The organism is Streptomyces erythrochromogenes (assembly GCF_036170895.1).
Classification (GTDB): domain Bacteria; phylum Actinomycetota; class Actinomycetes; order Streptomycetales; family Streptomycetaceae; genus Streptomyces; species Streptomyces erythrochromogenes.
The window spans coordinates 2,101,690-2,123,009 of sequence record NZ_CP108036.1 but is presented as its reverse complement, the minus strand read 5'-3'; the positions used below and the strand labels follow the sequence as shown (position 1 = coordinate 2,123,009).

Genomic DNA, 21,320 nt, shown 5'->3' with positions numbered 1-21,320 from the left:
CCACCCTGACAGCGGACGCCCCTGCCGCACCCGACCGCTGCGGACCGATCCGATCAGAGATGCTCTCTCCGGAGCACCTTCGGGCCGTCCAGGCGGTCACGGAGCAGAGCCACCGCCCGGTCCGGCTCGCCGCGGCGTACGAGGCGCTCGGCGCGGGCGATCGCCCCCGCCGACGTCCCGTCGAGGGCCTCGTCCTCGGGGTCGTCGGTGTACTCGATCCCGAGGTCGTGGCCCGGAAGGAGTCTCTCCAGGGCGTCCCCGACGTACCGGGTGACGGGTCCGGCGGCGCGGATGTCGGCGACGACCTCCGCGGGGCGCCCGCAGCGGGCATGGACCTCGGCCCGCTCCCAGAGGCGTTCGCCGACCGTGCCCCCGTGGCGGGCGTAGAAGTCGTCGATGTGGGCGAGGGCCTCGTCGGGGCGGCCCTCGTCGGCGAGCAGGCGGCACAGGGGGCGCATGATCCACTCCGGATCGCCGCCCATGGTGTGCGGTACCGGCCGCAGCACCTCGATGGCCTCGGCACGACGGCCGTGCCGGACCAGGAGCTCGGCGAGGTGCAGGGCCACATGGGGATCGGCCGGGACGCCGGCCGCACGTCGCAGGGTCTCGACGGCCTCGCCGACCCTGTGCCGCCCCTCCAGGTGGTCGGCCAGGGCGAACAGGGCGTACTCCTCGCCTCCGTCCGCGGCGAACGCCCGCAGTTCGGCCTCGCGGCCGTGCCGGGCGAGGAGGCGGGCGAGCTGCTGCGCGTGGTCGGCGTACATCACGCCGTCGACGTGTACGTGACGGCGCAGGAGGCCGGCGGCCTCGTCCACGCGGCCCTGGCGCTCCAGCAGGGTGGCGTGCAGGGGGACGGTGTTCCACGCGTCCGACGACCCCCGTCCGAAGGGATCCGTCGCACCGACGCCCACGGCGGGGATGAGCGCGGCGATCTCCGCGTCGCGCCCGTGGCCGCACGTCACCTCCACCAGGATCTCGGCCGACGACGGGTCTGCGGCACGCGGTCCCAGCAGGGCGACGACCTCGTCGATGCGGCCCAGTCGGGCCAGCAGGGGCGCCAGTTGCAGGGCGGCCCGCCGGTCCCCCGAGCCGGCGGGCCCGCTGAGCAGGGCGACGGCCTCGCCGACGCGGTCCCACTCGGCGAGCATCCCGGCGACCGTACGGAGCGCCGGCATCCATCCGGTGGCGACGAAGGGTTCGAGGAGCGCCAGTGCCTCCCCCTGGTCCGCCGCGGCCCGAGCGAGGCGGTGCGCGCAGAACCAGTCGCCCGCCCCGGCGCGGTCGCGCAGGACGCGGAGGTGCCCGTACTCCAGGAGCAGCGCGGCCACGGTGGGCGGTATCCAGCCGTCGTAGGTGCGGTGGCGGCGGTCGAGATCGACGGCATCCATGCGTGCCCCGCCCCCCTACCGGGTCAGTGCGAACGTGGCGGCCGCGACGACCCCGCCCATGGCGGCGCCCGCAAGGACCTGGGCGGGGGTGTGGTCGCGGAGCTCCACCCGGGACCAGCCGACGACGGCGACCAGCGGGCAGGCGAGGAGCATCCAGGCGCCGTAGGTCATGGCGAGCATGGCCACGCTCCCGCAGGACACGCCCGCGTGCACGCTGATCTTCCATGCGGGGGTCACGGCGAGGAGGGCCGCCAGGGTGACCAGCATGGCCGCGATCAGCGCGATCATCGTCCGGGGAGCGCCGAAGGCCCACAGCAGCAGCGTGCCGGTGGCGACCGAGGCGCTGGCGAAGGTCATCACGAGGATGCGCTGCGGCCGCGGCCCGACGTGCCGGTCGGCCCAACGGCCCCGGCGGATCCCGTACTTGATAAAGGCGAGCGGGATGCCGGCGGCGAACAGGCAGCCGAGCAGCCCCCATCCGACCCCCGCGAGGCGGCCGGTGTGCCAGCCGATGAGCACGGTGTCGGCGATGATCCAGGTCTTGGGATCGAGCCCGTCGGTGACCAGCCGCGCGGCCCGGGACGCGCCGTCTTCCGTACGGGGCATCAGACGCTGTCGAGGATGCTGCCGAACGTTTCCGTGAGCCGGTGCCTCCACTTGTGCCGGCGGTTGCAGTACTGGCTCGGGAACCAGCGCCGTTCCTGCGGAAGCTGCCGGTTGCACCATTTGCACAGGACCGTTCGGCCCCTGCTCGCGAAATCCCCCATGGGGGGAGTTTAGCGACCGTGACCTGCGCCTTCCCCTGCAGGGCCCGGCAGTTCGCCGGGCCCCGGCCTGCGGGCGGCTCAGATGTCGCGGAAGATCTCGATCTGGGCGCCCACCGAGTTGAGGCGTTCGGCGAGTTCCTCGTAGCCGCGGTTGATCACGTAGACGTTGCGCAGGACCGAAGTGCCTTCGGCCGCCATCATCGCCAGGAGGACGACCACCGCCGGGCGGAGGGCCGGCGGGCACATCATCTCCGCCGCGCGCCAGCGGGTGGGGCCCTCGACCAGGACGCGGTGGGGGTCCAGCAGCTGGAGGCGGCCGCCCAGGCGGTTCAGGTCCGTCAGGTAGATGGCGCGGTTGTCGTACACCCAGTCGTGGATGAGGGTCTGGCCCTGGGCGACGGCAGCGATGGCCGCGAAGAAGGGGACGTTGTCGATGTTCAGCCCGGGGAAGGGCATCGGGTGGATCTTGTCGATCGGCGCCTCGAGCTTCGAGGGGCGGACCGTGAGGTCGACGAGCCGGGTGCGGCCGTTGTCCGCCGAGTACTCCGCCGAGCGGTCGTGGTCGAGGCCCATCTCCTCCAGCACCGCGAGCTCGATCTCCATGAACTCGATCGGCACCCGGCGGATCGTCAGCTCCGACTCCGTGACGACCGCGGCGGCCAGCAGGCTCATCGCCTCGACCGGGTCCTCGGAGGGGGAGTAGTCCACGTCCACGTCGATGTTCGGGACTCCGTGGACGGTGAGCGTGGTGGTGCCGACGCCCTCGACCTTGACGCCCAGCGCCTCCAGGAAGAAGCACAGGTCCTGGACCATGTAGTTGGAGGAGGCGTTGCGGATGACGGTGACGCCGTCGTGCCGGGCGGCCGCCAGCAGCGCGTTCTCGGTGACCGTGTCCCCGCGTTCGGTCAGCACGATCGGGCGGTCGGGGGAGATCCCGGCCGCGACCTTCGCGTGGTAGATGCCCTCGGTCGCGGTGATGTCCAGGCCGAAGCGGCGCAGGGCGATCATGTGCGGCTCGATGGTGCGGGTGCCGAGGTCGCAGCCGCCCGCGTAGGGCAGGCGGAAGGTCTCCATGCGGTGCAGCAGGGGGCCCAGGAACATGATGATGCTCCGGGTCCGGCGGGCCGCGTCCGCGTCCATGGCCTCCATGTCGAGGCGGGCCGGCGGGACCAGCTCCAGGTCGACACCGTCGTTGATCCAGCGGCTGCGGACGCCGATGGAGTTCAGGACCTCCAGGAGGCGGTAGACCTCCTCGATGCGGGCCACCCGCCGCAGGACCGTACGGCCCTTGTTGAGCAGCGAGGCGCAGAGCAGCGCGACGCACGCGTTCTTGCTCGTCTTGACGTCGATGGCGCCCGACAGCCGGCGGCCGCCGACCACGCGCAGGTGCATCGGGCCGGCGTAGCCGAGAGAGACGATCTCGCTGTCGAGAGCTTCACCGATTCGGGCGATCATCTCAAGGCTGATGTTCTGGTTGCCGCGCTCGATCCGGTTAACTGCGCTCTGGCTGGTGCCGAGGGCTTCGGCGAGCTGACTCTGTGTCCAGCCCCGGTGCTGCCGGGCGTCACGGATGAGCTTGCCGATGCGTGCGAGGTAGTCGTCTGCCATGGGGGCACCGTATCTCAGATATGAGATGACTCCTGCGCCGGGTGGGGCAGACGGGTGTGTCGGACGGCGTGTCGTGCGCGTGTTGCCGCGCCCTCTCGCGGCCTCCCGCGCGTTACTGACCGTCAGGTCCCATGGCGGGGCCGCCGTATGCGTGGTGCTCGACGATCCGCCCCAGCAGGCGGGTGAGCTGCTCGCGCTCCGCCGCCGACAGCGGCGCCAGGAGTTCGTCCTGGGCCGTGTCGAGGATCTGCTCCAGCCGGCGCAGCCGCCGCCGGCCGAGCGGGGTGAGGGTGATGGCATTGCGCCTGCGGTCCTCGGGATCGGGGGCCGTTCGACCAGTTCGCGCTCGGCGAGTTCGTTGATGACGGCGACCAGGTCGCTGCGGTGGATGCCGGTGCGGTCGCTGAGCGCGGCCTGGCTCGCCGGCCCGGACTCCTCCAGGGCGACCATGGCCGCATAGTGCCTTTTGCGGGCATCTGCCCGACTGAGGGCGTCGGTCACCAGGCGTTGCGCGCGGGTGGACGCCTGCCCCAGTAGCCGGCTGGGCAGTTCGCGCAGTGGCGAGAGCGAGTACTGCGGGCCCGCCGCCCACCTCTGCCCGGAGGACCGGCCCGAGGAGACCGCCGCGGCCGTCAACGCCTGGGCCGCCCGCCACGCCCTCGCCGAGTGACCCGGGCGGACACCCCCTAAGCCGCGCCCCGGCGGCCCAGGACCGGTTCGGCCACCAGCCTGGCCAGGCCGCACAGGGTCTGGCCGTGCCGTGCGAAGAGTTCGTCGCGCGAGTCGTAGTGGCCGAGGTCGGACAGGACGTACGCCGACAGGTCGCACGCGGCGCCCGCTCCGGGGCCAGTGCCCGGGCAGGCGGCCGGCGCCGCGTCCCAGTCGATCGCCGTCCGCGAGAGCGCCTCGAAGAGGGTCTCCGACCCGGCGTTGGTGAAGCCCCCGCCCCGTGCCCCGCCCTGCTCCCCGCCCCCGGGGCGCATTCCGCCGAGGAGCTGCGACACCGTCAGCCAGGGCGCGGGAGCCCCACCCGCCCCCGCCGGGCTTCCGAGCCGGAACTCCGGCCAGGCCAGCAGCACCTGGTCCGGCACGATCCGGCGCAACCGGGGGAACCGCGGGTACCAGAACGTGCCGTCCACCAGCAGGCCGCGCACCCGCGTGGGTACCCCGTACGCCCGCGCCACCGCCTCCAGTACGGCCAGCCGCTGGCTGCACGAACCCCGCCCCCGGCGCAGCACCTCCGACACGGGCCGCTCGTCCTGGACGGAGTAGACCGGCCGGACGGCCGCGGCGATCCACGCGTGGGCCCGGTGCAGGGCCTCGATCTGCCGCGCGGGGTCCACGGGGTCCGCCGGGCCCCCGTCCGCCGGGTGGCCGGAAGCCGCGCCCAGCTCGCGTACCAGCGCGGCGACCCGGGGGTCCCGCCAGTCCAGGATCCGGGTCGGGGCGGCGCTCCCCTCCGGCGCCGCCCCGACCGGCATCCCGCCGGACGACCCGCCGGACGCCGTGCGGGCCCGGCCCCGAGGCCTGAGCAGCGAGCTCGTCATGGACGCGTCCTCTCGTCAGGCCCTCCCGCCGAGGGCTGGACGCATCCTGACAGAAAATCTGAACACGTTCAATGTCGGGGCGCGCCCCGCTTTCCCGCCGCTTTCCCGTCACCCTTCCGCCGCCTGCCCCGCCGCCCTCCTCGCCGTCTCGCGAGCCGGATCAGGGCATGCGGAATCGCCCTCCCGGCCCGTCGCCCCTCCGGGCTCGGGTGCGTGCCTCGTCGTCGCACCCGGACATGTACTAGAGTTATCTCGACATCGAGATATCTGCCGAAGGCGTACCGCAGCCGCCCCCGCTGGTAAGGGTTACCTAACTTAGCCTTACCTTAGCGGATTGGCCAAGGGGCGTGGCGGCAGGATGCGGTAAACGCGCGAATTCATGCATGAAGGAGACTGTCGTGTCGGCGAACAGCTTCGACGCCCGCAGCACGCTGCAGGTGGGCGACGAGTCGTACGAGATCTTCCGGCTGGACAAGGTCGAGGGCTCCGCCCGCCTGCCCTACAGCCTGAAGGTGCTGCTGGAGAACCTGCTCCGCACCGAGGACGGCGCGAACATCACCGCCGACCACATCCGGGCGCTCGGCGGCTGGGACTCCCAGGCCCAGCCCAGCCAGGAGATCCAGTTCACGCCGGCCCGCGTGATCATGCAGGACTTCACCGGCGTCCCCTGCGTCGTGGACCTCGCCACGATGCGCGAGGCCGTGAAGGCCCTCGGCGGCGACCCGGCGAAGATCAACCCGCTCTCGCCCGCCGAGATGGTCATCGACCACTCGGTCATCGCCGACAAGTTCGGTACGAAGGACGCCTTCGCGCAGAACGTCGAGCTGGAGTACGGCCGCAACAAGGAGCGCTACCAGTTCCTGCGCTGGGGCCAGACCGCCTTCGACGACTTCAAGGTCGTCCCCCCGGGCACCGGCATCGTCCACCAGGTCAACATCGAGCACCTGGCCCGCACGGTCATGGTCCGCAATGGCCAGGCCTACCCCGACACCCTCGTCGGCACCGACTCGCACACCACCATGGTCAACGGCCTCGGCGTGCTGGGCTGGGGCGTCGGCGGCATCGAGGCCGAGGCCGCGATGCTCGGCCAGCCGGTCTCCATGCTGATCCCGCGCGTCGTCGGCTTCAAGCTGACCGGCGAGCTGCCCACCGGCACCACCGCCACCGACCTGGTGCTGACCATCACCGAGATGCTGCGCAAGCACGGTGTCGTCGGCAAGTTCGTCGAGTTCTACGGTGAGGGCGTCGCCGCCACCTCCCTCGCGAACCGCGCCACCATCGGCAACATGTCGCCGGAGTTCGGCTCCACCGCCGCGATCTTCCCGATCGACGGCGAGACCCTGAAGTACCTGCGTCTCACCGGCCGCTCCGAGCAGCAGGTCGCGCTCGTCGAGGCGTACGCCAAGGAGCAGGGCCTGTGGCTGGACCCGGCCGCCGAGCCGGACTTCTCCGAGAAGCTGGAGCTCGACCTCTCCACGGTCGTCCCCTCCATCGCCGGCCCGAAGCGCCCGCAGGACCGCATCGTCCTCGCCAACGCCGCCGAGCAGTTCGCCGTGGACGTGCGCAACTACGTCGACGACGTGGACGAGGCGGGCAAGGAGTCCTTCCCGGCCTCCGACGCCCCGGCGAACCACCCGAACGGCAGCCCCTCGAAGCCCACCCTGGTCACCCTGGCCGACGGCTCCTCCTTCGAGATCGACCACGGCGCCGTCACCGTCGCCGCGATCACCTCCTGCACCAACACCTCGAACCCCTACGTCATGGTCGCCGCGGCGCTCGTGGCGAAGAAGGCGGTCGAGAAGGGCCTGACCCGCAAGCCGTGGGTCAAGACCACCCTGGCCCCGGGCTCGAAGGTCGTCACCGACTACTTCGACAAGGCCGGCCTGACCCCGTACCTCGACAAGATGGGCTTCAACCTCGTCGGGTACGGCTGCACCACCTGCATCGGCAACTCCGGTCCGCTGGACGAGGAGATCTCGAAGGCGATCAACGAGCACGACCTCGCGGTCACCTCGGTGCTCTCCGGCAACCGCAACTTCGAGGGCCGGATCAACCCCGACGTCAAGATGAACTACCTGGCCTCCCCGCCGCTGGTCGTCGCGTACGCCATCGCGGGCTCCATGAAGGTGGACATCACCACCGAGGCCATCGGCATCGACACCGAGGGCAACCCGGTCTACCTCAAGGACATCTGGCCCTCCGAGGCCGAGGTCAACGACGTCGTGGCGAACGCCATCGGCGAGGACATGTTCAGCAAGTCCTACAGCGACGTCTTCGCGGGCGACGCCCAGTGGCAGGCGCTGTCGATCCCGACCGGCAACACCTTCGAGTGGGACCCGCAGTCCACCTACGTCCGCAAGCCCCCCTACTTCGAGGGCATGACGATGGAGACCACCCCGGTCTCCGACATCGCCGGCGCCCGCGTGCTGGCGAAGCTGGGCGACTCGGTCACCACCGACCACATCTCCCCGGCCGGTGCGATCAAGGCCGACACCCCGGCCGGCAAGTACCTCACCGAGCACGGCGTCGAGCGCCGCGACTTCAACTCGTACGGTTCCCGCCGCGGCAACCACGAGGTCATGATCCGCGGTACGTTCGCCAACATCCGCCTGCGCAACCAGATCGCGCCGGGCACCGAGGGCGGCTTCACCCGCGACTTCACCGTCGAGGGCGCGCCGGTCTCGTTCATCTACGACGCCTCGCAGAACTACCAGGCCGCCGGCATCCCGCTGGTCATCCTGGCCGGCAAGGAGTACGGCTCCGGCTCGTCCCGCGACTGGGCGGCCAAGGGCACCGCGCTGCTCGGCGTCAAGGCCGTCATCGCCGAGTCCTACGAGCGCATCCACCGCTCCAACCTGATCGGCATGGGCGTCCTGCCCCTGCAGTTCCCCGAGGGCGCCACCGCGGTCTCGCTGGGCCTCACCGGCGAGGAGACCTTCTCCTTCACCGGTGTGGAGGAGCTGAACAACGGCACCACCCCGCGCACGGTCAAGGTCACCACCGACACCGGTGTGGAGTTCGACGCGGTCGTCCGCATCGACACGCCGGGTGAGGCCGACTACTACCGCAACGGCGGCATCATGCAGTACGTCCTGCGGAACCTCATCCGCGGCTAAGGGCGCGCCAGGCGGAGCGATCCGCCGTCTGTCGGCACCATAGGGCCGTACCCCCGACGAGGGGGTGCGGCCCTTGTCGCTTTTCGCGGCGGCGGTCTCAGGTGACGGACAGGTCTCAACTCGGAAAAGCCGGGAACGATCCTTGTGCACGATCTTGCTCAGTCGAGCGGAAGTGGACTATACCTGTGCCCGTCCGGGCCACTGCGTGACGAGCGGTCCCGGGCCGGGGGATGCCGGGGGACCTGCGGTGATGCCCGCATGCACGGTAACTGCCGCGATTTCCGGCCTCCTTCACACTCCTGACGAAGGCGAGGACATGAGCATGGGATCCACCGGTGAGGGCTTCGGCCGCCGTGATCTGATCAAGCGTTCCGCAGCGCTCGGACTGATCAGCGTGCCGACGATGAGCTTCCTGTCCGCCTGCGCCTCCGGCGGTGAGGACACCACGAAGGGCCCCGACAAGGGGGCCGTGTCCAAGGAGAACCCCTTCGGCGTCGCGAAGGGCGGCAAGATGGACGTCGTCGTCTTCAAGGGCGGCTTCGGCGACGACTACGCGAAGGCCTGGGAAGCGGCCTTCGACAAGAAGTGGGGGACCACCAGCTCCCACCTCGGCACCCAGGAGATCACCGGAAAGCTCCAGACCCGCTTCAACGGCGGCAACCCGCCGGACGTCGTCGACAACTCGGGCGCCCAGAAGATCAAGCTGGACGTGCTCTTCAAGAGCAACCAGCTCGCCGACCTCACCCCCGTGCTGGACGCCCCGTCCCTCGACGACCCGAGCAAGAAGGTCCGCGACACGCTCATCGCGGGCACCATCGAACAGGGCACGCAGGGCGGCAAGTTCGTCTCGCTGAACTACGTCTACACCGTCTACGGCTTCTGGTACTCCGGGAAGCTCTTCAAGGAGAAGGGCTGGACGCCGCCCAAGACCTGGGACGAGTTCCTCGCGGTCTGCGCCAAGGCCAAGGAGGCCGGCCTCGGCGGCCTCGCCCACCAGGGCAAGTACCCGTACTACATCAACGTCGTCATCATGGACCTGATCGCCAAGAAGGGCGGTCTGGAGGCCATGAAGGCGATCGACAACCTGGAGCCGAACGCCTTCGAGGGCAACGCGGCCGCCCTCGCCGCCGTCGAGGCGGTCTACGAGGTGGTCGAGAAGGACCTGCTCCTCCCGGGGACGAACGGCCTGACCCACACCGAGTCCCAGACCGCCTGGAACCAGTACAAGGCCGCCTTCATCCCCTCCGGCTCCTGGCTGGAGAACGAGCAGCTCAAGCAGACCCCCGACGACTTCGACATGCAGTTCCTGCCGGTCCCGGTGCTCGCGGACAGCAAGCTGCCCTTCGAGGCCATCCGGGCCGGCGCCGGCGAGCCCTTCATCGTCCCGGAGAAGGCCGCCAACAAGCCCGGCGGCCTGGAATTCATCCGTTCGATGCTGTCCCGCGAATGGTCGACCATCTTCGCCCAGCAGGCCAACTCGCTCACCGTGGTCAGGGACGGCGTGGACCCGGGCGTGAAACTGCGGCCCGGCACCCAGTCGGCGGTGACCGCCCTCAAGGCGGCGGGAACGAACACCTTCAACTACCTTTACACCGACTGGTACAGCGAGATGGACACGGCGATCCAGGACGCGTCCAACGAGCTGATGGCCAAGCGGATTCAGCCGAAGGAGTGGATCAAGCGGGCCCAGGCGGCGGTCAACAAGGCGGCGCAGGATCCCAACGCCAAGAACAACCGTCGCAGCTGACAGCACGCCCCACCGGTCACCGGCACACCAGGGACGGACACCATGAGCCAAGTAGTCCGGGGCAGGGGAAGGACCGGCTTCATCGCCGGCTTCCTCCTCGCACCCCTCGCGCTGTATCTGACCTTCGTCATCTGGCCGTACGTACAGACGTTCGGCTACTCCTTCACCAACTGGACGGGTCAGTCCCCGACGTTCGACTTCGTCGGCGTGGACAACTACTCCGCCCTGATGAAGGACGAGGTCTTCCGCGGGGCCCTCTGGAACAACCTGCTGCTCCTGGTGTTCGTCCCGGCGGTCACCATCCTGCTCGCCCTCTTCTTCGCCTTCATGGTGAACGCGGGCGGGCGGGGTGGGGCCGGCGGTGTGCAGGGCGTGGCGGGATCACGCTTCTACAAGATCGTCTACTTCTTCCCGCAGGTGCTCTCCCTCGCCATCCTCGCGGTGCTCTTCGGCGCCGTGTACCGCACCGACGAGGGCGGCCTGCTCAACGGCGTCCTCATCCGGCTCGGCATCGTCGACCGGATGCACCCGATCGAATGGCTGAACGAGCCGAGGCTCGTCCTGTGGTGCCTGCTCCTCGTGGTGGTCTGGCACGGCGTGGGCTTCTACCTCGTCCTGTTCTCCGCGGCCATGCAGTCCGTCCCCAAGGACATCTACGAGGCGGCCCTCCTCGACGGGGCGGGCCGCGCCCAGACCTTCTTCAGGGTCACCCTGCCCCTGCTGTGGGACTCCGTGCAGACCTCCGCGGTCTATCTGGGCATCGCCGCGATGGACATGTTCGTCCTGGTGTCGACCATGACCTCCGGCCAGTTCGGCGGCGGCCCCGACCACCACAGCGAGGTCATGGCCACGGTGCTGATGAGGAACTTCCTCTACTTCGGCAAGAGCGGCTACGCCTGCGCCATGGGCGTGGTCATGCTCGTCCTCACCATGATCCTTTCCGTCATCACGCTGCGCGCCACCCGCCGCGAGCGCATCGAGTTCTGAGCGGGAGACCGTCATGACCACAGTGATCAAGGCTCCGGGCGAATCCGCTGCGGAGCGGTCCGGCGGAGCCGGCCCCAGCGGGGAACAGAGCGCCGGACGCTCCGAGGGCATGGTCCTCAACGTCTTCTCCCACGGCTTCCTCGTCCTCTGGGCCGTGCTGATCGTGCTGCCCCTGATCTGGCTGGCGCTCGGCTCCTTCAAGACCGACGCGCAGATCGGCGGCTCGGCCCTCAGCTGGCCCTCCAACTGGAACCTCGACGCCTTCGGGCGGGCCTGGGACAAGGGCATCGGCGACTACTTCGCCAACACCCTCATCGTGATGGTGTTCTCGGTCCCGCTGACGATGCTGCTCGGCTCGATGGCGGCGTACGTCCTGGCCCGCTACCCCTTCCCGGGCAACCGGTTCGTCTACTACTTCTTCGTCAGCGGGGCGATGTTCCCCGTCTTCCTCGCACTCGTCCCGCTGTTCTTCATGGTCAAGCGGTTCGACATGCTGAACACGTACCAGGGCCTGATCCTCGTGTACGTGGCGTACTCGATGCCGTTCACCGTCTTCTTCATGCACTCGTTCTTCCGCACGCTGCCCACGGCGGTGCACGAGGCCGCGGTGATCGACGGCGCCTCCGACACCCGGATCTTCTTCCAGGTGATGGTGCCGATGGCCAAGCCCGGCCTGATCAGCGTCGGGATCTTCAACGTCCTGGGCCAGTGGAACCAGTACATCCTGCCGTCCGTGCTGATGCAGCCCCAGACCGGATCCGACCCCGAGCGCTACCTGCTCACCCAGGGCCTGATCCAGCTCCAGCAGCAGCAGGGCTACGAGACCGACCTGCCCGTGCTCTTCGCAGGCGTGACCATCGCGATGATCCCGATGCTGGTGGTCTACCTCTCCTTCCAGCGCCAGATCCAGGCGGGCCTGACCTCGGCGACGCTGAAGTAGCGGCTCAGGAGACCTTGCGCAGCTTGTACAGCTGCCCGGAGCCCGGGTCGCCGACCTCCTGGCTGATCCGGGGCTCCCGGTCGGTGCCGTCGACGCCCCAGGCCGGCCAGTGGCACTCCGGGATCTGTACCCGGACCTTCTGCGACCGGACGTCCCGCCCGGGCTCGTACGACCAGGTGCCGGAGCCCGAGCACCGCCCTGACGGGTCGCCGGTGCGGTCGCCGGGGCGGTGCAGGCCGACGCCGGAGGCGGTGACCCGGCCGTCCGGGGTGAAGACCAGTGTCCCGGTGGTGTGGTCGATCCAGGTGCCGGTCATGGTCTGCGGCCCGATCCTCGGCGGCTCGTAGGAGGGCAGCAGGCCCACCGCGAGTCCGAGCGCGCCGAACAGGCCCGTCCCCGCCACCACCGCCGTGCCCCACAGCCCCACCCGCCGCAGCAGGCCCTCGCCGCGGGGGAGGGCGATCAACGCCCCCAGGGAGAGCGAGGCCGTGGCCGAGGCCCAGAAGACCAGCGTGGATTCCGTCTCCGTGTCGTTGTGGGTCGCGAAGATCAGGACGGGCGGCGCCAGCAGCGCCGCCACCGCCGGCGGGGCGGACCACCACGCCGCGCGCCCGCCGAGCCCCCGGGCGACGAGGTCGGCCAGCGCGACCGCCGGCAGTACGAAGACCAGAGACAGCAGGAACGCGATGAAGCCGACGAGCGGCACGGCGGAGACCAGGCTCCCCGCGATGGCCGCCCAGTCGGGGGCCGTGTCCGGCGGCGGCTGCGTCTGCACGTACAGCAGGACCACCACGACCGTGAGCGCGACCTCCAGGCACCCCACCAGCGTCGAGACCACCAGCACGCGGCCGTACGACCGTTTCTGACGCATGCCCAACCCCCCTAGCGGCCCGGCGGACCGACGCTTCAGCCCGGCCGGCGAATCCTGGATCCATAGTGCCAGCCGGGCTGAACGTGTTCAATTCATTCTTCGCGCCGCCTCGTGAGGGGACCACCGGCCAGCTGTCCGCCGACACCGACGGATCCGGCGAGAGGTCGCTGACCGCCTCCTCCAGCGCCCGGGCCAGGACGAACAGGCCCGCGCGCGGCGGCCGGGTGCGCGGCTCCTACAGCCAGGTGCCGAAGCGGCGGATGTACCAGGTCTTCACGAGCTGGGTGAGCGTGCAGTACGCGAGCAGTACGCCGATCAGCCACGGGAAGTAGCTCGCCGGCAGGGCGACGAAGCCCAGCGAGGGGGCCAGCGGCGAGAAGGGCAGCCAGAGCCCGGTCAGCACCGCGAGGACGGTCATGACCATCACCGGCCAGGAGGCGCGGGACTGGATGAACGGAATCTTCCGGGTGCGGATCATGTGGACGATCAGGGTCTGCGAGAGCAGGCCCTCGATGAACCAGCCCGACTGGAAGAGGGACTGGCTCGCCTCGCTGTTGGCGGCGAAGACGTGCCACATGATCAGGAACATCGCGATGTCGAAGATCGAGCTGATCGGGCCGATGGTGACCATGAAGCGGCCGATGCCCTTGGCGTCCCAGTTGCGGGGCCTGCGCAGGTACTCCTCGTCCATCCGGTCCCACGGGGTGGCCAGCTGGGCGATGTCGTAGACGAGGTTCTGCACCAGCAGCATGATCGCGAGCATCGGCTGGAAGGGGATGAAGGCGCTCGCGACCAGGACCGAGAAGACGTTGCCGAAGTTCGACGACGCCGTCATCTTGATGTACTTGATCGTATTGCCGAAGGTGGTGCGGCCCTGGAGGACGCCCTGCTCCAGGACGGTGAGGTCCTTCTCCAGCAGGATGATGTCCGCGGACTCCTTGGCGATGTCGACGGCGCTGTCCACGGAGATGCCGACGTCGGCGTCGCGCAGCGCGGCGGCGTCGTTGATGCCGTCGCCGAGGAAGCCGACGGTGTGCCCGTCGGCCTGGAGGGCCCGGACGATCCTGGCCTTCTGGACCGGGTTGACCTTGGCGAAGACCGTCGTACGGGCGGCCAGCGCGCGCAGTTCGGTGTCGTCGAGGGCGTCGGTCTCGGGGCCGAGGACCACGGTGCCCACGGCGATGCCGACGTCCGAGCAGACCCGGGCGGCGACGAGGTCGTTGTCGCCGGTGACGACCTTCACCGCGATGCCCTTGTCGGCGAGGGCCTCCAGGGCCCGGGCGGCGTCGGCCTTCGGCGGGTCGAGGAAGGCGAGGAAGCCGACCAGGGTCAGCCCGTCCTCGTCGGCGACGGAGTAGGCGTCGCGCGGGGTGTCGACGGTGCGGGTGGCGACGGCGAGGACGCGCAGGCCCCGCCGGTTGTTGTCCTCGGCGATCCGGGTGACGTGCCACCGCAGCTGCTCGGTCAGCTCCACGGTCTCGCCGCGGTCGGTCATGTGCGTGCAGAGGTCCAGGACCTCTTCGACCGCACCCTTGGTGATCATTACGTGTTCGCCGGGTCCGGAGCCGCCCATGAGCGTGTTGCGGGCCAGGACCACGGACATCCGGCGCCGGGCGAAGTCGAAGGGGATCTCGTCGACCATCGAGAACCGTGCGTCGACGACAACCTCCTCGGCCTCGCCCGCGCGGTCGATGACCGCCTGGTCCATCAGGTTGCGCAAGCCGGTCTGGAAGTGCGCGTTGAGGTAGCCGTACTCCAGGACCTCGCCGTCCTCGTTGCCGTGCACGTCCAGGTAGCGGTCCAGCACGATCCGGTCCTCGGTGAGGGTGCCGGTCTTGTCGGTGCACAGCACGTCCATCGCGCCCAGGTTCTGGATCGCGTTGAGCCGCTTGACGACCACCTTGTGCTCGGCCATGGCGACGGCGCCGCGCGCCAGGTTGGCGGAGACGACCATCGGGAGCATCTCGGGGGTCAGGCCGACGGCGACGGCGATGCCGAAGAGGAAGGCCTCGTCCCAGTCGCCCTTGGTCAAGCCGTTGATCATGAAGACGACCGGGACCATGACCAGCATGAAGCGGATCAGCAGGAAGCTGACCTTGCGCACGCCGGTGTCGAAGTTGGTCTGCGGGCGCTCGCCGACCAGGGAGCCGGCCATCGAGCCGAAGTAGGTGTCGCCACCGGTGGCGACGACGACCCCGGTGGCGGTGCCGGAGGTGACGGAGGTCCCCATCAGGGCCAGGTTGTCGGCCTCGACCGGGTCGGTGGTGGCCCGCTGGCCCGGATCCTGTGCGCGCGTGTCGGCCTTGGCCACCGGCAGGGACTCGCCTGAGAGCGCGGCCTGGCTGATCATCAGGTCCTTGGCGGTGAGGAGCCGCAGGTCAGCCGGTATCAGGTCGCCGGCGGCCAGCTTGACCACGTCGCCCGGGACCACCTGGTCCATGGGCACCTCGAAGGTGGTGGGGGCGGAGCCGCTGCCGGCCCGGCGCTGGACCGCGCAGGTCGTGGTGACCAGCTGCCCCAGGGCGTCGGCGGCGCGGCCGGAGCGGTACTCCTGCCAGAAGCGCAGCAGCCCGCTGATCCCCACCATCACGGAGAGGATGACGACGCCCGGGTCCGCGGGGTCCTGCCAGTACATGACGGCGGCCAGGAAGGCCAGGACGGCGATGAAGGGGTTCCGGAAGGCCTTCGCCAGCTGGACGTACCAGCGCGGCGCACGCTCCTGGGCGACGACGTTGGCGCCGTGGCGCTCCAGGCGCAGTGCGGCCTCGGCGTGGGTGAGGCCGCTCGGGGAGGCGTCCACGGACTGCAGGGCGCGCACGCCCGGGCCGGCGCTGATGGCGGCGAGGCGCTCGCCGACGAGCCGGGTACGGGACTCCAGCTCGGCGGCCCTGCGCTCGCGACGGGACCGGCCCGGCGGCGCGAGCTTGGCCGGGGTGCGGGGAGTGAGCATGGTCATGGCAATTACCTCCCTCCACGGTTCCGGGCAGCGCGAAGCCGAACGGTCACGTGGAGTGATCAGGAGTCGGCGTGCGGCGGCCGCGCGGGCCGTCGCCTGCGCCGACGGACATGGATGACGCACGCCGGACTGAGCCGTCCGGTCATGCGGAAGGGGAGGAACGCGGGAGGAACGCAGCAGCGCACGGGAACAGCGGGAGATCGCTGCCGTGCGCACTCATGGAAAGGTCGGCCGATCAGCCGTTCGGCGGGTCAGCCGCAGAGAGCGCTGCGAGGACTTCGATCGGGACTCATCCCGAACACCTCCTCGCGTCGCGCTGACATGGCAGGCGCCCGGTCCGGCCGGAAGGGCCGCAGAGGACCGGCGCCTCAGCGACCGTAACACGATCCGGTGGGCCGCTCCCTCCCACTTTCGGCCGTTAGGCCCGTTTCGTGTCGTGTCAGCCTCTTGACGTGCGGATGCGCAAAGGCTCGACTTAAGGTTCACAAGTTGGAGAGACGCCGGGGTCTCGGAGCGCGAAGCCGCGATGTGTCCCGGCCGGGGGGCGACGGCCAGCCGTCGCTAATGGGCAGGAGTGGATGAGTCGTGCAGACTCCCGGATCGCAGTCGTCGCTGCACCGCGCGAATCTCGAACGGGTCGTACGGGCGGTGCGGCTCGCGGGGTCGCTGACCCAGGCGGAGATCGCCCGTACCACCGGACTGTCGGCGGCCACGGTCTCCAACATCGTCCGGGAGCTGAAGGACGGCGGGACCGTCGAGGTCACCGACACGTCGGCCGGCGGCCGGCGGGCACGGAGCGTGTCGCTCAGCGGTGACGCGGGCATCGTGATCGGCGTCGACTTCGGCCACACCCACCTGCGGGTGGCCGTCGGCAACCTCGCCCACCAGGTGCTGGCCGAGGAGTCCGAACCGCTGGACGTCGACGCATCCTGGGCGGACGGCTTCGACCGGGCGGAAGCGCTGGTCGGGCGCCTGATCGCGGGCATAGAAGTCGGGCTGGACAAGGTCATCGGCGTCGGCCTCGGCGTCCCCGGCCCCATCGACGTGGAGTCCGGGACCCTGGGCTCCACCGCGATCCTGCCGGGCTGGGCGGGGATCAATCCGCGCCAGGAGCTCTCGCAGCGCCTCGGCGTGCCCGTCTACGTGGACAACGACGCCAACCTCGGCGCCCTCGGTGAACTCGTCTGGGGGAGTGGGCGGGGGGTGAAAGACCTGGCCTACATCAAGGTGGCCAGCGGCGTCGGCGCCGGCCTGGTGATCAACGGCCAGATCTACCGCGGCCCGGGCGGCACGGCGGGCGAGATCGGGCACATCACGCTCGACGAATCGGGCCCGGTCTGCCGCTGCGGCAACCGCGGCTGCCTGGAGACCTTCGCCGCGGCCCGGTACGTCCTGCCGCTGCTCCAGGGCACGCACGGGCCGGAGTTGACGATGGAGCGGGTGGTGGAGCTGGCCCGGGACGGGGACCCGGGCTGCCGCCGGGTGATCACCGACGTCGGCCGCCACATCGGCAGCGGGGTGGCCAGCCTGTGCAACCTCCTGAACCCGAGCCGGGTGGTGTTGGGCGGCTCTCTGGCGGAGGCGGGTGAACTCGTCCTGGCCCCCATCCGTGAATCAGTCGGGAGGTACGCGATTCCCAGCGCGGCCCGGCAGTTGTCGGTGCTGACGGGGTCCCTGGGCGGCCGGGCCGAGGTGCTGGGCGCACTGGCTCTCGTGCTGAGCGAGATGGGCGATTCGACACTTTTGTCAGATCATGGAAGTGGAGTGCGAGCTCCAGCCGTCTTGCCTTCAGGTAGATAACGAATGGCACCGTTGTCATCTCGTTAAGAATTCACTCCTTGACGGCAAAACGCGGCCGGGGTTGACTCACATCCACCTCGGCCGCGGCGTAGCGGCCTCGTCAGGGAGGTTCAAGTAATGAACACGCGTATGCGCAGAGCCGCCGTAGCCGTTGCCGCCGGCGCCATGGCCGTTTCCCTTGCCGCTTGTGGCAGTGCCAAGGAGGCCGGCGACAAGACGAAGGAGTCCTCCGGCGCTGCCAAGGGCGACGCGATCAAGGTCGGTCTGCTCCTGCCGGAGAACCAGACCGCGCGTTACGAGAAGTTCGACAAGCCGCTCATCGAGAAGAAGGTCGCCGAGCTCACCGGCGGCAAGGGCGAGGTCGTCTACGCCAACGCCAAGCAGGACGCGACCACGCAGAACTCCCAGGTCGACACGATGATCACCAACAAGGTGGACGTCCTGATCATCGACGCGGTGGACTCCAAGGCGATCGCCGGCTCGGTCAAGAAGGCCAAGGACGCCGGCATCCCGGTCGTCTCCTACGACCGTCTGGCCGAGGGCCCGATCGACGCCTACACCTCCTTCGACAACGAAGAGGTTGGCAAGGTCCAGGGCAAGGCCCTGCTCGAGGCGCTGGGCGACAAGGCCAAGGACGGCCAGATCGTCATGATGAACGGTTCGGTCACCGACCCGAACGCCAAGCTCTTCAAGTCCGGCGCGCACTCCGAGCTCGACGGCAAGGTGAACGTCGGCAAGGAGTACGACACCGTCGAGTGGAAGCCGGAGAACGCCAACACCAACATGGCGGCCGCGCTCTCCGCGCTCGGCAAGGACAAGGTCATCGGCGTCTACTCCGCCAACGACGGCATGGCCGGCGGCATCATCACCGCCCTCAAGGCCGCCGGCGTCTCCCCGCTGCCCCCGGTCACCGGCCAGGACGCCGAACTCGCCGGCGTCCAGCGCATCGTCGCGGGCGAGCAGTTCATGAGCGTCTACAAGCCGTACGCCCCCGAGGCCGAGGCCGCCGCGAAGATGGCGGTCGCCCTCGCCAAGGGCGGGAAGCCCGAAGGCACCACCTCCACGGTCGACAGCCCCACCACCAAGGGCGTCCCCTCCGTGCTGATCCCGGTCATCTCGCTGACCAAGGCCAACATCAAGGACACCGTCGTCAAGGACGGCGTCTACACGGTCGACGAGATCTGCACCGACAAGTACGCGGCCGCCTGCGCCGCCGCCGGCCTGAAGTAGCGGCCCCCGTCGCCTCCCCGTGAGGCGGCCCCACGTGCCTGACCGGCGCCCCTCCCCCTCCATCCCCGCCACCGGGCGGGGCGCCGGGCAGAAACGTTCCTCCCCCATTCGTCCCGCTCCTGCTCTTTTGCACGACATCCCCGCCGGTCAGGCGGCGAAGGAGATGGTTCATGTGTCCGCTGCGCCCGTGCTGGCGTTGCGAGGGGTCTCGAAGCGGTTCGGCGCCGTTCAGGCCCTCACCGACGTAGAACTCGAGATCCACTCCGGTGAAGTGGTCGCCCTCGTCGGCGACAACGGAGCCGGAAAGTCCACGCTGGTCAAGACGATCGCCGGCGTGCACCCCATCGATGAAGGTGTCATCGAGTGGGAAGGGCGCCCGGTCTCCATCGGCAAGCCCCACGACGCCCAGAACCTGGGCATCGCGACGGTCTACCAGGACCTGGCGCTGTGCGACAACATCGACGTCGTCGGCAACCTCTTCCTCGGCCGGGAACTCAAGAAGTTCGGCGTCCTCGACGAGGTGGAGATGGAGCGGCGCGCCCGCGAGCTCCTGACCACCCTGTCCATCCGGATCCCCAGCGTCCGGATTCCCATCGCCTCGCTGTCGGGCGGTCAGCGCCAGACCGTGGCGATCGCCCGTTCCATGCTGGGCGAGCCCCAGCTCGTCATCCTCGACGAGCCCACCGCGGCCCTCGGCGTCGAGCAGACCGCCCAGGTCCTCGACCTGGTCGAGCGGCTGCGCGAGCGCGGCCACGCCGTCATCCTCATCAGCCACAACATGGCCGATGTGAAGGCCGTCGCCGACAAGGTGGCGGTCCTGCGGCTGGGCCGCAACAACGGTGTCTTCAACGTCGCCGACACCTCGCAGGAAGAGATCATCTCCGCCATCACCGGTGCCACGGACAACGCCGTGACCCGCCGGGCGGCCCGCACCTCGGAGGCCGGCAAGTGAGCACCCAGAACCCTGCCACCGGTCCACTGGACAAGGGCCCCGTCGCGCAGGAGCACATCGACCCGGTCAACCCCGCGGCCGCCCACGACGCGATCCCGGCCGTGGACCCCCGCCTGCTCGTCAGGGAAGAGGGCCTCGCCGGCTACTGGGGCGAGTTCAAGCGCAAGATGAAGGCCGGCGACCTGGGCTCCCTCCCGGTCGTCATCGGTCTCATCGTCATCTGGTCCATCTTCCAGGGGCTGAACTCGAACTTCCTCTCCCCGGAGAACCTCACCAACATCGCGATCACGATGACCGGCACCGGCATGATCGCCATCGGCATCATCTTCGTGCTGCTCCTCGGCGAGATCGACCTCTCGGTCGGCTCGGTCAGCGGTGTCTCGGGCGCGATCGTCGCCGTCCTCGCCGTCACCCACGGCGTGAACGAATGGCTGGCCATCCTCGCGGCCATCGTCGGAGGCGCCCTGATCGGCTCCATCCACGGCTTCTTCTTCGCCAAGGTCGGGGCCCCGGCCTTCGCCGTCACCCTGTCGGGCCTGCTCTTCTGGCTCGGCGCGATGCTGCAGATCCTCGGCAGCAACGGCACGATCAACATCGACTCCGACGGCGTGGTCGGCCAGCTGACCACGTACTTCTTCTCGGACGTGGCCGTCGCCTACGGGCTGGCCGCGCTCGCGGTGGCCGGCTACTTCCTCGCGGCCTTCCTCGATGCGAGGCGCCGCGAGGCCGCCGGGATGCCCTCCCGGCCGCTCGCCGAGATCCTGCTGCGCACCGGCCTGCTCGCGCTGTGCGCCTTCGGCCCCGCCGTGCTGTTCAACCAGTACAAGGGCCTGCCGCTCGCGGTGGTGCTCTTCCTGCTGGCCCTGGTCGTCACGGACTTCCTGCTGCGCCGCACGACCTTCGGACGAAACGTTTTCGCACTGGGCGGCAGCGTCGAGGCCTCCCGCCGTGCGGGCATCAACGTCACCCGCATCCGGATCACGGTCTTCGCGATCTCCAGCACCTTCGCCGCCGTCGGCGGTCTGTTCTGGGCCTCCAAGATCGCGGCGGCCAACCAGAGCGCCGGCGCCGGCGACCTGCTGATGAACGTGATCGCGGCGGCCGTCATCGGCGGCACCAGCCTCTTCGGCGGCCGCGGCCGGACCTGGAACGCCCTCCTCGGCGTCATGGTCATCGTCTCGATCCAGTACGGTCTGGCACTGGAGGGCATCGCGACGCCGATCCAGTACATGATCACCGGCGCGGTCCTGCTCGCCACCGTGGTGATCGACTCGATCACCCGCAAGACCCAGAAGACGGCCGGACGCGCCTGACCGCGCGCCCGACTGCCCGCCGCAGCACATCGCGGCGGTAAGAACGGTCACAGTGCCCGGCGCCACCTCGCGTGGCGCCGGGCATCCGTGCGTACAAA

At 69.8% G+C, this 21,320-nt stretch carries 15 protein-coding genes and 1 pseudogene; 9 read left to right on the top strand and 7 right to left on the bottom strand.

The features are described 5' to 3' along the window. Positions 1-53 precede the first annotated feature (53 nt). The 4 genes and pseudogenes from OHA91_RS09720 to OHA91_RS09705 form a co-directional block, all read right to left on the bottom strand. Positions 54-1,388, bottom strand: coding sequence for a tetratricopeptide repeat protein (locus tag OHA91_RS09720; RefSeq protein ID WP_328739063.1), 1,335 nt, complete (start codon positions 1,386-1,388; stop codon positions 54-56). A gap of 15 nt (positions 1,389-1,403) precedes the next feature. Continuing rightward, positions 1,404-1,994, bottom strand: coding sequence for a hypothetical protein (locus OHA91_RS09715; protein WP_328739062.1), 591 nt, complete (start codon positions 1,992-1,994; stop codon positions 1,404-1,406). 239 nt (positions 1,995-2,233) lie between these two features. Then, positions 2,234-3,763: a helix-turn-helix domain-containing protein gene (locus tag OHA91_RS09710; protein ID WP_031151146.1), complete on the bottom strand. Its 1,530-nt coding sequence runs from the start codon at positions 3,761-3,763 to the stop codon at positions 2,234-2,236. Positions 3,764-4,144: 381 nt separating this feature from the next. After that, positions 4,145-4,213 (bottom strand): annotated as a pseudogene (locus OHA91_RS09705) (MarR family transcriptional regulator); the annotation flags it as partial. 67 nt (positions 4,214-4,280) lie between these two features. Here OHA91_RS09705 and OHA91_RS09700 point away from each other — a divergent pair. Next, on the top strand, positions 4,281-4,433 hold the full coding sequence (locus OHA91_RS09700; protein ID WP_328739061.1) for a hypothetical protein: 153 nt from the start codon (positions 4,281-4,283) through the stop codon (positions 4,431-4,433). A 16-nt stretch (positions 4,434-4,449) separates the two neighbouring features. Here OHA91_RS09700 and OHA91_RS09695 read toward each other — a convergent pair whose 3' ends face one another. Next, positions 4,450-5,310, bottom strand: coding sequence for a transglutaminase domain-containing protein (locus tag OHA91_RS09695; protein ID WP_031151150.1), 861 nt, complete (start codon positions 5,308-5,310; stop codon positions 4,450-4,452). Between the two features lie 398 nt (positions 5,311-5,708). On the opposite strand from OHA91_RS09695, the gene acnA reads away from it, so the two are divergent. From acnA to OHA91_RS09675, 4 genes are all read left to right on the top strand, one after another. Beyond that, entirely contained in the window at positions 5,709-8,426 is a 2,718-nt protein-coding gene (acnA, locus tag OHA91_RS09690; protein ID WP_031151152.1) for an aconitate hydratase AcnA, read from the top strand. 322 nt (positions 8,427-8,748) lie between these two features. After that, a complete protein-coding gene (gene ngcE / locus OHA91_RS09685) occupies positions 8,749-10,173 on the top strand; it encodes an N-acetylglucosamine/diacetylchitobiose ABC transporter substrate-binding protein (RefSeq protein ID WP_031151154.1) in 1,425 nt (474 codons plus the stop codon). Positions 10,174-10,215: 42 nt separating this feature from the next. Continuing rightward, on the top strand, positions 10,216-11,160 hold the full coding sequence (locus tag OHA91_RS09680) for a carbohydrate ABC transporter permease (protein WP_328739060.1): 945 nt from the start codon (positions 10,216-10,218) through the stop codon (positions 11,158-11,160). Between the two features lie 13 nt (positions 11,161-11,173). Continuing rightward, a complete protein-coding gene (locus OHA91_RS09675; RefSeq protein WP_031151158.1) occupies positions 11,174-12,100 on the top strand; it encodes a carbohydrate ABC transporter permease in 927 nt (308 codons plus the stop codon). Positions 12,101-12,104: 4 nt separating this feature from the next. Here OHA91_RS09675 and OHA91_RS09670 read toward each other — a convergent pair whose 3' ends face one another. After that, the gene (locus OHA91_RS09670; protein ID WP_328739059.1) at positions 12,105-12,971 is read right to left on the bottom strand and encodes a hypothetical protein; all 867 of its coding nucleotides are present in this window, start codon (positions 12,969-12,971) and stop codon (positions 12,105-12,107) included. Positions 12,972-13,206: 235 nt separating this feature from the next. Next, the gene (gene mgtA / locus OHA91_RS09665; RefSeq protein ID WP_328739058.1) at positions 13,207-15,927 is read right to left on the bottom strand and encodes a magnesium-translocating P-type ATPase; all 2,721 of its coding nucleotides are present in this window, start codon (positions 15,925-15,927) and stop codon (positions 13,207-13,209) included. A 585-nt stretch (positions 15,928-16,512) separates the two neighbouring features. Here mgtA and OHA91_RS09660 point away from each other — a divergent pair. The 4 genes from OHA91_RS09660 (at position 16,513) to OHA91_RS09645 (ending at position 21,222) form a co-directional block, all read left to right on the top strand. Then, positions 16,513-17,727, top strand: a complete 1,215-nt coding sequence (locus tag OHA91_RS09660; protein WP_031151165.1) for an ROK family transcriptional regulator — start codon at positions 16,513-16,515, stop codon at positions 17,725-17,727. 117 nt (positions 17,728-17,844) lie between these two features. Then, positions 17,845-18,957, top strand: coding sequence for a sugar ABC transporter substrate-binding protein (locus tag OHA91_RS09655; protein WP_031151167.1), 1,113 nt, complete (start codon positions 17,845-17,847; stop codon positions 18,955-18,957). A 163-nt stretch (positions 18,958-19,120) separates the two neighbouring features. Further along, a complete protein-coding gene (locus OHA91_RS09650) occupies positions 19,121-19,909 on the top strand; it encodes an ATP-binding cassette domain-containing protein (RefSeq protein ID WP_030847635.1) in 789 nt (262 codons plus the stop codon). 26 nt (positions 19,910-19,935) lie between these two features. Beyond that, on the top strand, positions 19,936-21,222 hold the full coding sequence (locus OHA91_RS09645; protein ID WP_031151170.1) for a sugar ABC transporter permease: 1,287 nt from the start codon (positions 19,936-19,938) through the stop codon (positions 21,220-21,222). Positions 21,223-21,320: the final 98 nt, after the last annotated feature.